This window comes from Bradyrhizobium icense, from assembly GCF_001693385.1.
Classification (GTDB): domain Bacteria; phylum Pseudomonadota; class Alphaproteobacteria; order Rhizobiales; family Xanthobacteraceae; genus Bradyrhizobium; species Bradyrhizobium icense.
In genome coordinates, this window is record NZ_CP016428.1 from 2,401,674 (window position 1) to 2,414,260 (window position 12,587).

Genomic DNA, 12,587 nt, shown 5'->3' on the forward strand with positions numbered 1-12,587 from the left:
CGCGGCTGTGGCCGGGTCGATCGGAACGAAAGGAGTCATGGTTTCCCTCGGGCTGTGGAACGGCGGACTACTTTGCGTATCGCGCGGGAACATGTTCGCTCTGCTCGAAGTATTTGCAGGCCGCAGCGTCGTCTGGAATCTTGTCGCCAACTCGCTGTGTCATCTGTCGGTACTTGTTGCAGTCCGCCGGCAAGATCAGACCGCGCCACTTCCCATTCTTCGCGCGGTAGTCGTAGAGCTTGTGGTTCCAGAAGGCGCATTCTCGGCACGTCTTTAGCGCCGGGCCAGTGCCGGCAAAATGCGCCATGCCTGGATGAGTGGCGCGGGCGAGGGTGTCCACTGGTCCGGCAGTGAGATGATCTTGGATGTCTCGCTTGGTGGTTTTTTCGAGATGGCACGGCACGCAAAGGAAGGCGCAGTTCTGCAGGCTGTTGTCCCCGCCGATCGCAGCCGGAATGATGTGATCGAAGTGGCAAGGCTTGTGCGCGAGGTTCGCGTTGCAGCGCTCGCCGTTCGAAAGCAGGCCCTCGCAGAGGCCTTCGGCGCGTTCGCGCGCTTCCCGCATAGTGCGCTTGCTGAATTCCAGCCTCATGCCGCCTCCGTCGCGTTCTGATCACGGAACACCACGCCATGCCGCGCGCCGAATTCGTGAATGAGTTCGATCAGATCGCAGAATTCGTGCTTGGACAGATTCGAGGAAGAGCGGCCGAGGTTGACGACGCCTTCACCGTTGAGGCTGGGGACTGGTCGCATCTCGCGATTGAGTGCATCCAGGAACAGGATTTTCCAATCATCGGGCGCCAGTTTCTGACCATGCCACGCAAGCTGCGTCGCAACTTCCGTGAGCATCGCCCACATCTTGTCGTTCTGGTCTTTGGTGCGCTTGGACTCCTTGAAGGTGACGCGCGTTCCTGCCGGCATCTTCCAGACCCAATTGGCGGCGCGCTCACGGTCGACGCGCCCGCAGAGGGTGACTTGCGCGCGGCTCATACGAGTTCACCTTCTCGACGTCGGTAAGCTCCAAGCAAGTCTTCTTCGTCCGGCGGGAACAGATGCTCTTTGTTCGGCTCAACCAGGGTTTCCCAGAGGTCATTCAGTTGGTCGCCGTCTGTGGCTTCGGCAAACCGGGCCATCACAGCGCGCACAAAGCCGTCCGAATCCTTGGCAGCATTGGGCAGGCCATCGGCCTTCGCAGTAGGCGGGATGACTTCCGTCTCAATGACGGGCACCGCTTGCTCAGCCGCCTTTGCCTCGGTCGGGGCAGCGGGCGGTGCCGGCGGTTCGTCTTGGGGCGTCACATCCCGCATTTCGGCGATCTTCTCGCCCTCGTCCTCGTCATAGATGCCAGAGAAGCCGAACGCGTATCGCGCTGCCTGGATCATGGCCTTATGGCGCAGCATGCGGTGCTGCATTTTCCACGGCTCAGTCCCGCGCTTGCATTCCGACAGATATTCGGTGACCGTCACCGGACGACCGCGATCCTTGCGGAACATGCGGCAGGTGCAGGAAATCAGCTCGCCGCCCTCGCCGTGCTCCATGTCGAATTCGAAGCCGTCGCAAGCCTTGTGCGAGTTGACGAGGTTGATCCATCCATCGATGGAAACGACAGGGACGATCCCGCCGCCCTTCGCGGGGAAGGCGTAGATTTCCTTGGTGAGCGGGTTTAGCCCGTATTCCTTGGCGACAAGCAGGAAGGCGGCGAACTCTTCACGGCTGGCCTTCTGAATGCAGGTGGCGCGAACCGTGGCCTCGAAAGCCTGCGGCTCCATGCCAAAGCGGGTTGCCATGTCGATCAGGACCGAGCGGCCCTGCGGCTTGATTGCAACTGCGTTGCTCATGCTGCCCTCTGTTCCTCGGTGATGGAGACGCCTGGCACGGTGCCGCCGGCCGCCGCGACCTTCTCAGCCAGTTTCTGCAGGACTTCGGTGATCTGCGGGTTCTCGGCGAAGAAATCGAGAACGGCCTTCCGGTCGGTGATAGTGACAACCTTGATTGTGCGGAGTGCGACCGAACGACGGCCGCCGCTGCCGGCCTTGGGCGCCGCGCGCTGCTGCGCGGGTTCAGGGATGGGCTGCCCGGCCTTAGCCGCTTCTTCAGCCTTTCGGCGCGCTTCGGCTTCCGCGAGACGACGCTTCTTCTCCTCGCCCACCAGAAACGGCGTAATGACCGCCTCCTTGATGCGCCTGTAGATGTCGGCGGTCCCAAGCAGAGGCTTCCATTTCGCCTGGACAGCAGCGGCGGCTTCGTCATGCGGCTTCTTCTCCGCGGCGCGGGCGGCGTCGGCTGTCTTTTGCAGTTCGGAAAGACGGTTCGCCAAGTCAGAGGCCCGGTCGGCGGCTGACTGATCTTCGGCCGGGCCGGCCTCGATTAGCTTTTGAGCATCGCGGGCTAGATCCTCGATGCGGTCCTTCAAGCCGTCGAACGAATTCTCATCGGCGGCGCCGGTAGAATTCGCGCGGTCGCGAATGACAGCCTCGTGCTGATCCGGCCACGGCTCGCCAGCAATGACGGCCTTGTAAACCTCGTGCGTAATCGGAGCCTTAGACGCCCATAGCCAGCGCTCATTGGCAATTTGTTCGTTGACATCCTTGCCGCCGATCCTGCAGCGCAGATCGCCTTCTTTCCCAAACCAGTATGCAACCGGTTGCCACTCGCCATCGCGAGTCTTCAGCCTGTAGAAGCCGGCCTGCGGCTCGCCGTCGTGGATCGGCACAACTTCGCCGGCCATGCGGCGGCGCCAGAAGTCGTACTGGTCCGTCGGGATGACGGAAACCTTCTCAACTGCGTTCATGACGTGCGCTCCAAACAGCTACGGATGACTTCCAGATCGGGGGAAAGCGGGGCTTCGGTGACGATCGCGCCAACATCAAACTGAGTGAGCGCGTAGTCTGTCGCCTCGGTGATCTCGCCAAGCGAGGACAGCTCGTCCATCGCGGTCTCATAGAGGCGGCGGGCTTCGGCCGTGGCCTCGTGGAATTCACGCTGCGCGGCGGCGCGCTCGCGGTCCCAGCGCGGGGCGCCGCGGTACGCGGCAGCAACTCCCATCCGGCTGTTGTATTCATTGAGCTGGGGCTTCGTGACCCGGGCGAACCATTTGCCCATGCTCTCTTCGTCGGTCATGTCGTGCTCCCGTGTTGATGGGAAACACCCTATGGGAAATTTCCTGTATTGTAAACAGGAAAATTACAATCGCCCAAAAATAATTCAGCCCCGGGGTTAACCGGGGCTATAAAAACTTGGTTTCGCTACGAGAAATAGCTTCCTACGACCCTATGGCGAATCTGCCATTCGCTCTTTTTCAGGGTGAAATCTTTCGGTGGATTGTATTGGCGGACCTTCCAGACCGCCTCGGTTTCGCCCCGGTACTCCTTGATAGCGGCGTGTGTTGTGCCATCCTCGGCGTGGCTGCGGAACAGGCAGTAATCGCCTGGCCTTGGTGGCAGGTGGGGGTTGATGAGAGCTATCGATCCGGCCCTAAGCGCTGGGTCCATTGAATCGCCCGTCACGATCATCCCGTACCCGTCCTTAACCCTAAGAAGAGGGTCAGGGCGGACTACCCAGTCCACCGGCTCATTGGTCACTATTAACGCCCCGCTGCCACCTTGCGCGGTCCCAAAGACCGGCAAATCCTTATCCCCTACCAGTTGCGCCCCCGGCGTGATGGCTGGGGCTGGTTGTTGATTTTGAGGCAGATTATAGGCGCGGGGCTGGTCCACAACTAAACTTTCACGGGAACTCACATTAGTTTTAACGTATTCCCTTTTAGGCAAAATTGACGAAGGGCCGCGTAGCTGGTCCTCGGAAACGTTAAGGATTCCAGCCAAAACTATGCGATCTCGCTCATGCAATTCCCGGGGAGACCCTCTCTTTAGGAACTGCTGCAGATAGGTTTCATTTCGGCCAAGCCGGTTCGAGACCTCGGCCATGTTGAGACCGAGTTCCTGCAGCCGATCGAGAATCAGTTTTCGCACCACATCCATAACCTCCCTATAGGAGATTACCTTTAAGGAAATGAACTAGGAACTGCCCTGTTGACAGGATGGGAAATTTCCTGTATTTCCTGTTCTATGACTATTCATCCTGCCATCCGATTGCTGATCGCCGAGATCGAGGTCTTCCGGGGAAAAACCGGAATGAGTTCAACGGCCTTTGGCACGCTTTCCCTGAATGACCCCAAGTTCGTCAGCGACCTCCACAAGGGCAGGACCCCTAGTCTTTCCACCATGGACAAGGTGAGGGCGTTCATGCAGGCGAACGATCGCGCGCCGTCGGAACACGCGGGCGCAGCATGAACACATCGACCCCCATTGCGTCAGTTGCATCCTCTCCTGACGCGATAGCGCCGGCTGCGGCGATGCTCCAGCCCCCATCCCAGGTCGCTGCCGGCGCAAGCAATTCACAGCACATGCGGAGAGTATCATGACGCATCACCGTCATTTCGGGCTTGCAAGCGCAACGAGCCGGATCGCGTCGGGGGGACAACCACGATCCGGCTCTCACCACCGCGCAATTACGCCGCGCGATCTCTCATCTCTTCCGCCGCTTCCCCGCGGCTCTCTCCTCAAACCGTCTGAGGTCTCTGATCCTCCGGTTCACAAATTCCAGGCGTTCGAGAGCGCGCTTCTCTTCATCACTACTGCTGCTGCGCTCGTCGTCGCGTTGGTCCTTCTGTTCGTCTAGTCGCAGATATCTGGTGACGTTCGCTGTTAGCGCAGCGAACGAGATAAAGCTGAACGGTTCGTTGTCGTTGTCCGCCTTCATGTCCGGAACAAAAACATGAAGGAGTTTTCAAGTGTGCAAAAAGCGTCTGCGTAAACAGGGGCCACCAATGAACGATGCTGTGTATCTCGATCAAGCTGCGATCTGGTCGAAAGACCTGACGCGGATGAAAGCGAGGGGTCCCGGCGACACCGAGAACGCAATGCGCCAGATCGAGCGTGAGTATGGAGTTGATTACGGATTCCTCTGGTCGCTTCGCTATCGCCGGGACCGACTGAGGACAATCAGCATCTCGGTCTACGAGAGCATCAGGGCGGCTTATCGCGCAGAGTGTGCGGCACAAATGCGAAAGCTGGAAAATGAAATTAAGCGAACCGAGGAAATCGCCGGGTCTGATGTCAATTCAGTTCGCTCGGCTAAGGCTCTTCTTCAGCAGAGTGTGGGCAAGGATTAGACGATGAGCCAGCCTCGCCGCGTTGAATACTTCGTAAGCATCCAACAGAGTTGCATGATCATGCCGCTCTTCCGACAAGGCTACGACACGCTGGTCATCGCGAACACGTTGGCTCTTCCCGAGCATGTGATTGCCAATCTGCTGGCGAAGTTAAGAGACGAGGGGAGGGGCTAGTGCGGGGGAATGCTTGGACGGAAGAGCGGATAGAGACGCTGAAGCACCTTTGGGATACCGGCTCTTCAGCGGCGGAAATAGCTGCCGAACTTGGCGGCCTAACCCGCAATGCGGTTCTCGGGAAAATCTTCCGCTTGGGTCTATCCGAATCCAAGGTTCTGCGCGCGGAGAAGATGAGCCGGGCCATCCAGAAGAGCTGGGAAAAACGCCCGAGGCAGTCGGTGAGGGCAGAACTTCCTCCAAAAATGTCGGCAGAAACCGTGCAGTTGCGCTGTGCTGAAATCATCCCGCGCAATGTTTCGCTCTACGATCTTGCCGAGGATGATTGCAAATACCCGTACGGCGAGGGCTGCGAGATCACATTCTGCGGCCATCCAAGCGTAGTCGGGCGGAGCTATTGCGGGCCACACTCCTGGCTAACGGCTGACGTGAGCAAGCGTTCACGGGCAGAGCGCGAAACCTTCCGTCGTGGGAGCCGCGCAGAGCACAAGCAGAAGCTATTGGAGGCCGCCGAATGAGCAAGACCATTGCCAAGCAGTATTTCGAGACACGCGCCGCGGCGCAACGCTGCAAGCCTCGCTCTGAGCGCAAGACAAAGCTGGAAGAGCGGCTGGCGAATTTGATGCTGCGGCAGCTCCGTATCGAGTGCAAGAAGCGGAGAGCGGCATGATTGCCAAGATCGCATATTTGACGACACCAGGGCCTGACCGTTTCGTCTTCAATTTTCAGGCGTTCGGTTCGGAAGAACTCCAGTCCATTGAGATATCCAAGGCTCATCTCGCCAACATCATCATTGATGGCACGTCCTTGGCTCTTCGTGAAACCAGTATCCACCGCGTTCCCACCAACACCAACCAAGGGCAACGCGATGACAACCCTACCACCGTCGCCGTTCACCAATCCTGACCAACTATTCCCCCGCGGCTTCAATCCTGAAGCCTTCCTGGCTGCGATCGAGGAGGGGGCCGAGGAGATCGATGCGCCGGCATTCATTAGCGATCCGAGCGATGCGTATCTTGAGGCCATCGAGGCCATGCAGGAGTATTTGCGATGAGCGAGCCGAGTGCAGGGCATAACTCGATAGCCAAGGACCAACTCAAGGCAATCATCGAGCGTATCGAGCGGCTGGAGGAGGAAAAGTCCGGCATCGCATCCGATATCCGCGATGTCTATGTCGAGGCCAAGGGCGGCGGCTGGGATGTCAAAACGCTGCGCACCATCGTGCGGATGCGCAAGCAGGACGCCAGTGACCGAGCCGAGCAGGAAGCTGTTCTGGAAACCTACATGCACGCATTGGGAATGCTGTGAAGCCCTGGTTTCGCTTCTATACCGGCGTCGTGGATGATCCCAAGGCGCAGATGCTCTCACCCGAGATGTTCAAGCATTGGGTGAACGTGCTGTGCATTGCCGGCAAGTACGATGGCGAGCTGCCGCCAATCGCGGTTACGGCTTTCACGTTGCATATGACGGAAGCGAAGGCCGCTGGCATCCTTGCCAAACTGCATGCGCTCGATCTGCTCGACAAGACAGAGAAGAGTTTCAAGCCGCACAATTGGGACGGCCGCCAGTACAAGGTCGACCAAGTCGACAACACGAATGCGGAGCGACAGAAGAACCACAGGCGGCGCAAGCGGGATGAACTGAACGAGCTAAAGGCGTTACGTGACAGTGTACGTAACGGGCCGTTACGTAACGGCGTTAGTCACGTTACTGCAAAACGGCCAGATACAGATACAGAAAGAATAACTTCTACTGTCTCTGTTGAGAGAGGGCTTGGCAAGGGGAATGTGTCTCCCGATCTCGGTTCAATCATCAAGCAGAAGGGGTGGGCATGAGCGACGAAGTGATCAAAAACATCGACCCAAACGCGCTGTACACGGTTGAGCAGGCTGCACGGCTATTAATGCAGGTTGACCCGAGTTTCACCTATGAGGAAGCGCTGCGGGAGGTCCGCATGGCGCTTTCGTCCGGTGAACTACCGATTGCTGGATATCTCAGTTCATGATCCGCGACCCCTCAGACGGCAGCGTGAAGGAAATCAGTCCAAACGCAAATGAAACCAAGGCTGTGCGTGCGAAAACGCTGTCCAAGGGAATCACCTCGGGGCTGCCCACACTCGAACCAGAGCAGCTTGTCGAAACCGTCCGCCTACAGCGCTCGCGCGAGTGGCTGAAGGGATACCACGACGGCAATGTTAAACCTGAGAGGACCGAGGAATGCACGGGGCAGCAATGACATACCAGATCGGCCAGCACGTCGGCTTTGTCGACCTGATCGAGGAGAAGCGAGCCGAGTTCCAGATCAGCCCGACCTCGCGCTGGTATTGTGCCGTGACCAATCCGAACTGCCAGGCGCGCGCCGCGCTCGGGCTGCACGAATTGGGATATCGGAGCTTCTACCCGAAGGTTCGGCGCTGGGTCACCCACGCCCGCGTCAGGAAGGCCAAGGATAAGCCGCTGCTCGGCCGCTACATCTTCGTGGAGGTCGACCCAGAGAACGACCAGCAGTCGTTCTATGCGGTGCGTGCGGTCAACGGAATCGAGGCCATCCTTTCGAAGTGGCAGGAAACCAAGTTCGGCATGCGCGTCCAGCCGGCGCCGTTCTGCTCGGATTGGATAGCCAGCATGCGCCTTCGACAAATGGCCGGCGAATGGGACGCGACCCGCGGCACCATCCCGATCGGCGCCAGGATCAGGGTTATGGAAGGCGAGTTTGCCAACCAGCTCGCAACGGTCACCGCCAAGGAGGGCCGCCGCGAAAAGACCGTGGTGTTCAAGATCCACGGCGAGAACCGTTATGGGAAACTGCACATCGGCAACGTGAGGGCTGCATGAGTGAGACGGTCGACAACCCAACTCTCACGGAGAAGGCGCAATTGGTGCGGGTGACCCTCGAGCGCGCCGCCGTACGCATTGAGCGAGCCCAGGGAAATCGGGTCTATAAATCGGCGTTCAAAGCGGCAGCAAAAATAATCAGGGAAATGAAACCAGAGGCTTGAATGCTTAGCACAAATCAGTTCGTTCTGATTTCCGGCCGATGAACGTTTCACCCGCCGGGCGGCTTGTGCCCGCTGAATAAAATTCAAACAATCAAACGGAATTCAAAATGGCCCGAGGCGGAGCGCGCAAGGGCGCCGGCCGAAAGCCGGGTGCCTCAACAAGGGTAAATCAGGCCGCGCGAGAACAGGCGCTGGCTTCTGGTATCAGCCCTCTCGATTACATGCTGACGCTGCTGCGCGATCGGGACTTGCCGCGGGCAGATCGATTTGAGGCGGCCAAGGCCGCAGCGCCCTATGTGCATGCCCGCCTAGCTGCCGTTGAGCATTCCGGCAGCGTCGGCATCAAGCGCGCAACCGAAGTGAGCGACGATGAACTTGCGCATATCGCCGCAGGAAGCAGCGAAGGAACTGCTGAAGCGCCGATCGATCCGGCGCAGCTTAACTGAATGGTGCCGGTACGCGGGCTTTGAGCCGGCCGCGCATCACCGTTTGCTGCTTGAGAAGCTTGAAGAGGTCTCAGTCGGCAAGACGGATAGACTGGCGATCTTCATGCCGCCAGGTGCCGCCAAATCGACCTACGGAAGCATTCTGTATGCGCCGTGGCATTTTGCCCAGCACCCGGATCACTGCGTCATCGCCGCTTCGCACACTGCGGAGCTTGCGGAGAAATGGGGCAGGCGAGTCCGAAACCTTGTTGCAGAGCACTCGCTGATTTTGGGGGTTGGGCTTGCAACTGACAGCCAAGCTGCTGGTAGATGGGAAACCAATCGCGGAGGAGAGTATTTCGCGGCTGGCGTTGGAGGGGCTATCGCCGGACGACGCGCGGACCTTGTGGTTATTGATGACCCGGTACGAAGTCGCGAAGATGCCGACAGCGAGTTGGTGCGTGACAAGACATGGGACTGGTACAAATCAGACCTGTACACTCGCCTTAAACCAGGCGGGCGCATCGTCCTGATCCAGACTCGATGGCACGAGGACGACCTTGCCGGCCGTTTGCTGGCTGATATGGCGGCCGGCGGTGACCGCTGGGAGGTTATTTCGCTCCCTGCCTTGGCAGAGCATGGTGACCCGCTCGGGCGCACTGTTGGTCAGCCGCTGTGGCCTGAGTGGGAAGATGAAGAGAACTTGGCGCGCAAGCGTCGTGCTGTCGGGCCTCGTGACTGGTCTGCGCTTTACCAGCAGCGACCAGCGCCCGAGGAGGGCGATTACTTCAAGGCAGAGTGGCTGAGACCATACGAGAAAGCGCCGGACCCGAAAACACTCCGGGTCTATGGCGGCTCTGACTACGCGGTGACGGCGGACGGCGGGGATTTTACTTGCCATGTGGTTGTCGGACTTGATCCTGAAGGTCGCATGTATCTGCTTGATCTATGGCGCAAGCAGGCGGCATCGGACGTCTGGGTCGAAGCGTTCTGCGACCTCGTGAATCAGTGGAAGCCGATGGGATGGGCGGAAGAACAGGGCCAGATCAAGTCCGGCGTTGGCCCTTTCCTTGATCGGAGGCAGCGGGAGCGCAGGGCGTATGTCGCTCGCGAGCAATTCCCGACCCGAGGCGACAAGGCTGTCAGAGCGCAGTCCATTCGCGGCCGCATGGCGCTGGAGGGGCTTTACGTGCCGGTCAATGCAACTTGGTACCCGGACCTCAGAAGCGAACTGCTGAGCTTCCCAGCCGGCAAGCACGACGATCAGGTCGACGCGCTCGGACTCGTCGGCCAGTTGCTCGACCGTATGCTGCTGGGGACAAAGCCGAAGCCGACCGAAAAGCCGCGGGTCGACCGCTGGGATCGTGAGCCGACCAACGAACTGAACTGGAAAACCGCCTGATGGCTTCAAGCGCCGTGGCCTACCGCAACGACACTGCAGACGAGTTGCCACGGGAAAGCCTGCTCGATGTTGCCGACCTCGTCCGCATGTTCGAGGAAAGCGAGGAGAGCACATACGAGGCCCGCCAGCTATCCGAGCGCGACCGCGACTATGTGGACAACAAGCAGCTCACGGAAGAGGAACTGGCAACGCTGAAAAAGCGCGGCCAGCCGCCCCAGATCGACAACCGGATCAAGACCAAGATCGATTATCTGGTCGGGCTCGAGAAGCAGCAGCGGATTGACCCCAAGGCCCTGCCGCGGACCCCGATTCACGAGGTCGACGCCGACGGCGCAACGCAGGCACTTCGGTACGTCGCCGAGACAGAGAATTTCGACGCCAAGCGCTCGGGTGTGTGGCGCAACATGCTGGTGGAAGGCGCTGGCGGGATCGGTGTTTCGGTCTCGGAGGCGATCGGCTACAACGGCCAGCCCGGCATCGAGGTCAAGCTGCGCCGCTATGCGTGGGATCGCATCTTCTGGGACCCGCATTCAAGCGAAACTGATTTCTCGGACGCCGGCTATCTCGGCGTGGTCGTCTGGATGGACTATGACGACGCCGTGGCGATGTACGGCGATGAACAGGGCGCCGTGGAAGCGCTGGACACAACGCTGTCGACCGCCCCGTCACAGACCTATGACGACAAGCCGAAATTCACGCTCTGGGCCGACAAGAAGCGCAAGCGGGTTCGCATCTGCCAAATCTGGATCAAGAAGGCCGAGCAGTGGCATTTCGCTGAGTATACCAAGGGCGGCATCCTGAAGGCAGGGCCATCGCCCTACATGACTGACAAGGGCGAAAGCGACTGCGAACTGTTCTTCCAGTCCGCCTATGTCGACCGCGACAATAACCGCTACGGCCTCGTGCGTGAGATGATCACGCTGCAGGACGGCATCAACAAGCGGCACTCAAAGGCGCTGCACCTGCTCAATTCCAAGACGGTGCGCGCGAAAAAGGGCGCCGTGGATGATGTGGAGAAGGCCCGGCGCGAGATTCACCGGCCGGAAGGCTGGCTTGAAGTTAACGATCTGGGCTTGCCCGTCAACGAGACGCTGCAGATCGACAGCAATACCGATTTGGCCGCGGCCCAGCTCGGGCTGCTCCAGGAAGCAAAGAACGCAATCGACCTGAAGGGGCCGAACGCTACCCAGATGGGTGACAAGACGCAAGGCTCCAGCGCTGCGTCCGGTAAGGCCATCCTGGCCAGCCAGCAGGGCGGCATGATCTCGCTCGGGGACTTGCTCGATAACCTGCGCCATCTCGATCGCCGCGTGTTCCGCGCGGTGTGGGCGCGCATCCGGCAGTTCTGGACTACAGAGAAGTGGATTCGTGTCACCGACGATGAGCGGAATATCAAGTGGGTTGGCATGAACCTCGACCCCGAGAAGATGCAGCAATTGCAGGCGCAGGCCCAGCAGAACCCGCAGGTCGCGGCCAAGATCGGCGGCATTATCGCGAGTATTGCTGAACTCGACTGCGACATCATCATCGACGAAGTTCCGGACGTGATCGCGTCTCAGGAGCAGTTCGCGATGCTGGTCGACCTGAAGAAGATGGACGCCAACAATGAATTGCCGTTCCGCGCGCTGGTTCAGGCCTCGAGCATCAAGGACAAGTCCAAGATGCTGGATGAGATGGACAAGGCCAAGCAGCCGAACCCGCAGGTCGAACAGCTCAAGTTGCGCGGCGCCGTGGCCGAGGTAGCGGAGACGGAATCCAAGGCTGCGCTGAACATGGCCAAGGCGCGCGAGGCCGGCATGCCCGACCAGGCCGCGCCCATGCAGCCCCCGGAGCAAGAGATTCCGATGGAGGTTCAGATCCAGCAAGCGATTGCCGAGATCATGGAGCGGCACGCAAGCGCGAAACAGAAGAACGCCGCGGCGCACAAGACGATGGTTGAAGCCGATCTGGCGCCGGCCAAGGCCGAGCATGACGCCAGTCTGGCCGAGGCCAATTTCGCACAGGGCATCAAGGACCGAGACGCCGATCGCAAGATCGCCGCGAAACAGAAGGTTGGCGCATAATGGCTACGGCATGGATTCGCTGCTATTCAAGCGTGAAGAACTTCGGCGCCATTCAGGTTTGTGAGGAGCCCGGGACCGATCTTGCCAACGTCACATTTTCGACCACGGAGAGGTCAGTAGTCATCCCCGAGGGCGTGAAATACGTCGGGATCAGCGCGAGCGCTGACTTTCACTATAAGGTTGGTGGCTCGACCGTTACCGCCGCTACGACCGACCTCAAGGTCAGCTCTAGCAATGCACCATACTTCGTTGGTGTGTCGCCTGGGCAGTACATCGCGTTTATCGCCGCTGCCTAACGAGATCCCGGTCGCCGCGGGTTAACGGGCGTTCTGGAGCATGACCATTCAACATG

23 protein-coding genes are annotated in these 12,587 nt (G+C 59.5%); 17 read left to right on the plus strand and 6 right to left on the minus strand.

Features of this window, described 5'->3' with window-relative positions; genetic code table 11:
• Positions 1-67: 67 nt before the first annotated feature.
• From LMTR13_RS11280 to LMTR13_RS11305, 6 genes are all read right to left on the minus strand, one after another.
• Positions 68-592, minus strand: a complete 525-nt coding sequence (locus tag LMTR13_RS11280; protein WP_065727937.1) for an HNH endonuclease — start codon at positions 590-592, stop codon at positions 68-70.
• Entirely contained in the window at positions 589-990 is a 402-nt protein-coding gene (locus LMTR13_RS11285; protein WP_065727938.1) for a recombination protein NinB, read from the minus strand. Before LMTR13_RS11285 ends, LMTR13_RS11280 begins: the two co-directional genes overlap by 4 nt.
• Entirely contained in the window at positions 987-1,769 is a 783-nt protein-coding gene (locus LMTR13_RS11290; RefSeq protein ID WP_236843353.1) for a RecT family recombinase, read from the minus strand. The genes LMTR13_RS11285 and LMTR13_RS11290 overlap by 4 nt, the downstream gene beginning before the upstream one ends.
• Positions 1,770-1,834: 65 nt before the next feature.
• The gene (locus tag LMTR13_RS11295; protein ID WP_065727940.1) at positions 1,835-2,791 is read right to left on the minus strand and encodes a hypothetical protein; all 957 of its coding nucleotides are present in this window, start codon (positions 2,789-2,791) and stop codon (positions 1,835-1,837) included.
• Positions 2,788-3,120, minus strand: a complete 333-nt coding sequence (locus LMTR13_RS11300; RefSeq protein WP_065727941.1) for a hypothetical protein — start codon at positions 3,118-3,120, stop codon at positions 2,788-2,790. Before LMTR13_RS11300 ends, LMTR13_RS11295 begins: the two co-directional genes overlap by 4 nt.
• Positions 3,121-3,245: 125 nt before the next feature.
• A complete protein-coding gene (locus tag LMTR13_RS11305; protein WP_065727942.1) occupies positions 3,246-3,980 on the minus strand; it encodes a S24 family peptidase in 735 nt (244 codons plus the stop codon).
• A 51-nt stretch (positions 3,981-4,031) separates the two neighbouring features.
• Between LMTR13_RS11305 and LMTR13_RS11310 the strand changes: the two genes are divergently transcribed.
• From LMTR13_RS11310 to LMTR13_RS11370, 17 genes are all read left to right on the plus strand, one after another.
• Positions 4,032-4,292: a hypothetical protein gene (locus LMTR13_RS11310; protein ID WP_156795560.1), complete on the plus strand. Its 261-nt coding sequence runs from the start codon at positions 4,032-4,034 to the stop codon at positions 4,290-4,292.
• A gap of 536 nt (positions 4,293-4,828) precedes the next feature.
• Positions 4,829-5,173, plus strand: a complete 345-nt coding sequence (locus tag LMTR13_RS11320) for a hypothetical protein (protein WP_065727945.1) — start codon at positions 4,829-4,831, stop codon at positions 5,171-5,173.
• 3 nt (positions 5,174-5,176) lie between these two features.
• Entirely contained in the window at positions 5,177-5,347 is a 171-nt protein-coding gene (locus tag LMTR13_RS41640) for a hypothetical protein (RefSeq protein ID WP_197521072.1), read from the plus strand.
• Positions 5,347-5,865, plus strand: coding sequence for a GcrA family cell cycle regulator (locus LMTR13_RS11325; RefSeq protein ID WP_065727946.1), 519 nt, complete (start codon positions 5,347-5,349; stop codon positions 5,863-5,865). Before LMTR13_RS41640 ends, LMTR13_RS11325 begins: the two co-directional genes overlap by 1 nt.
• Positions 5,862-6,017 (plus strand): hypothetical protein, encoded by a 156-nt coding sequence (locus LMTR13_RS40570; RefSeq protein ID WP_156795561.1) that lies wholly within the window; start codon positions 5,862-5,864, stop codon positions 6,015-6,017. The genes LMTR13_RS11325 and LMTR13_RS40570 overlap by 4 nt, the downstream gene beginning before the upstream one ends.
• Positions 6,014-6,253, plus strand: a complete 240-nt coding sequence (locus LMTR13_RS40575) for a hypothetical protein (protein WP_156795562.1) — start codon at positions 6,014-6,016, stop codon at positions 6,251-6,253. The genes LMTR13_RS40570 and LMTR13_RS40575 overlap by 4 nt, the downstream gene beginning before the upstream one ends.
• Positions 6,216-6,401: a hypothetical protein gene (locus LMTR13_RS11330; protein WP_065727947.1), complete on the plus strand. Its 186-nt coding sequence runs from the start codon at positions 6,216-6,218 to the stop codon at positions 6,399-6,401. Before LMTR13_RS40575 ends, LMTR13_RS11330 begins: the two co-directional genes overlap by 38 nt.
• Entirely contained in the window at positions 6,398-6,655 is a 258-nt protein-coding gene (locus LMTR13_RS11335) for a DUF2312 domain-containing protein (protein WP_065727948.1), read from the plus strand. The genes LMTR13_RS11330 and LMTR13_RS11335 overlap by 4 nt, the downstream gene beginning before the upstream one ends.
• Complete coding sequence (locus tag LMTR13_RS11340; RefSeq protein ID WP_065727949.1) at positions 6,652-7,182, plus strand: hypothetical protein; 531 nt, start codon at positions 6,652-6,654, stop codon at positions 7,180-7,182. Before LMTR13_RS11335 ends, LMTR13_RS11340 begins: the two co-directional genes overlap by 4 nt.
• A complete protein-coding gene (locus tag LMTR13_RS40580; protein WP_156795563.1) occupies positions 7,179-7,352 on the plus strand; it encodes a hypothetical protein in 174 nt (57 codons plus the stop codon). Before LMTR13_RS11340 ends, LMTR13_RS40580 begins: the two co-directional genes overlap by 4 nt.
• Positions 7,349-7,582 carry a hypothetical protein gene (locus tag LMTR13_RS11345; RefSeq protein WP_065727950.1) on the plus strand — a complete coding sequence of 78 codons (234 nt, stop codon included), beginning with the start codon at positions 7,349-7,351 and terminating at the stop codon, positions 7,580-7,582. The genes LMTR13_RS40580 and LMTR13_RS11345 overlap by 4 nt, the downstream gene beginning before the upstream one ends.
• A complete protein-coding gene (gene nusG / locus LMTR13_RS11350) occupies positions 7,579-8,181 on the plus strand; it encodes a transcription termination/antitermination protein NusG (RefSeq protein ID WP_065727951.1) in 603 nt (200 codons plus the stop codon). Before LMTR13_RS11345 ends, nusG begins: the two co-directional genes overlap by 4 nt.
• Positions 8,178-8,345, plus strand: coding sequence for a hypothetical protein (locus LMTR13_RS40585; RefSeq protein ID WP_156795564.1), 168 nt, complete (start codon positions 8,178-8,180; stop codon positions 8,343-8,345). The genes nusG and LMTR13_RS40585 overlap by 4 nt, the downstream gene beginning before the upstream one ends.
• A gap of 221 nt (positions 8,346-8,566) precedes the next feature.
• The gene (locus LMTR13_RS40590; RefSeq protein ID WP_156795565.1) at positions 8,567-8,791 is read left to right on the plus strand and encodes a hypothetical protein; all 225 of its coding nucleotides are present in this window, start codon (positions 8,567-8,569) and stop codon (positions 8,789-8,791) included.
• On the plus strand, positions 8,715-10,172 hold the full coding sequence (gene terL / locus LMTR13_RS11360; RefSeq protein WP_065727953.1) for a phage terminase large subunit: 1,458 nt from the start codon (positions 8,715-8,717) through the stop codon (positions 10,170-10,172). Before LMTR13_RS40590 ends, terL begins: the two co-directional genes overlap by 77 nt.
• Positions 10,172-12,235: a portal protein gene (locus tag LMTR13_RS11365; RefSeq protein ID WP_065727954.1), complete on the plus strand. Its 2,064-nt coding sequence runs from the start codon at positions 10,172-10,174 to the stop codon at positions 12,233-12,235. The genes terL and LMTR13_RS11365 overlap by 1 nt, the downstream gene beginning before the upstream one ends.
• Positions 12,235-12,531: a hypothetical protein gene (locus LMTR13_RS11370; protein ID WP_065727955.1), complete on the plus strand. Its 297-nt coding sequence runs from the start codon at positions 12,235-12,237 to the stop codon at positions 12,529-12,531. The genes LMTR13_RS11365 and LMTR13_RS11370 overlap by 1 nt, the downstream gene beginning before the upstream one ends.
• Positions 12,532-12,587 lie beyond the last annotated feature (56 nt).

Coding starts and splice junctions, on each gene's coding strand:
- LMTR13_RS11295 (WP_065727940.1), bottom strand. CDS start 2,791: ATGAACGCAGTTGAGAAGGTTTCCGTCATCCCGACGGACCAGTACGAC.
- nusG (WP_065727951.1), top strand. CDS start 7,579: ATGACATACCAGATCGGCCAGCACGTCGGCTTTGTCGACCTGATCGAG.
- LMTR13_RS40585 (WP_156795564.1), top strand. CDS start 8,178: ATGAGTGAGACGGTCGACAACCCAACTCTCACGGAGAAGGCGCAATTG.
- LMTR13_RS11365 (WP_065727954.1), top strand. CDS start 10,172: ATGGCTTCAAGCGCCGTGGCCTACCGCAACGACACTGCAGACGAGTTG.
- LMTR13_RS11345 (WP_065727950.1), top strand. CDS start 7,349: ATGATCCGCGACCCCTCAGACGGCAGCGTGAAGGAAATCAGTCCAAAC.
- LMTR13_RS41640 (WP_197521072.1), top strand. CDS start 5,177: ATGAGCCAGCCTCGCCGCGTTGAATACTTCGTAAGCATCCAACAGAGT.
- LMTR13_RS11370 (WP_065727955.1), top strand. CDS start 12,235: ATGGCTACGGCATGGATTCGCTGCTATTCAAGCGTGAAGAACTTCGGC.
- LMTR13_RS11300 (WP_065727941.1), bottom strand. CDS start 3,120: ATGACCGACGAAGAGAGCATGGGCAAATGGTTCGCCCGGGTCACGAAG.
- LMTR13_RS11290 (WP_236843353.1), bottom strand. CDS start 1,769: ATGGAGCCGCAGGCTTTCGAGGCCACGGTTCGCGCCACCTGCATTCAG.
- LMTR13_RS40570 (WP_156795561.1), top strand. CDS start 5,862: ATGAGCAAGACCATTGCCAAGCAGTATTTCGAGACACGCGCCGCGGCG.
- LMTR13_RS40580 (WP_156795563.1), top strand. CDS start 7,179: ATGAGCGACGAAGTGATCAAAAACATCGACCCAAACGCGCTGTACACG.
- LMTR13_RS11285 (WP_065727938.1), bottom strand. CDS start 990: ATGAGCCGCGCGCAAGTCACCCTCTGCGGGCGCGTCGACCGTGAGCGC.
- LMTR13_RS11320 (WP_065727945.1), top strand. CDS start 4,829: ATGAACGATGCTGTGTATCTCGATCAAGCTGCGATCTGGTCGAAAGAC.
- LMTR13_RS11335 (WP_065727948.1), top strand. CDS start 6,398: ATGAGCGAGCCGAGTGCAGGGCATAACTCGATAGCCAAGGACCAACTC.
- LMTR13_RS11305 (WP_065727942.1), bottom strand. CDS start 3,980: ATGGATGTGGTGCGAAAACTGATTCTCGATCGGCTGCAGGAACTCGGT.
- LMTR13_RS11280 (WP_065727937.1), bottom strand. CDS start 592: ATGAGGCTGGAATTCAGCAAGCGCACTATGCGGGAAGCGCGCGAACGC.
- LMTR13_RS40590 (WP_156795565.1), top strand. CDS start 8,567: ATGCTGACGCTGCTGCGCGATCGGGACTTGCCGCGGGCAGATCGATTT.
- terL (WP_065727953.1), top strand. CDS start 8,715: ATGAACTTGCGCATATCGCCGCAGGAAGCAGCGAAGGAACTGCTGAAG.
- LMTR13_RS11330 (WP_065727947.1), top strand. CDS start 6,216: ATGACAACCCTACCACCGTCGCCGTTCACCAATCCTGACCAACTATTC.
- LMTR13_RS40575 (WP_156795562.1), top strand. CDS start 6,014: ATGATTGCCAAGATCGCATATTTGACGACACCAGGGCCTGACCGTTTC.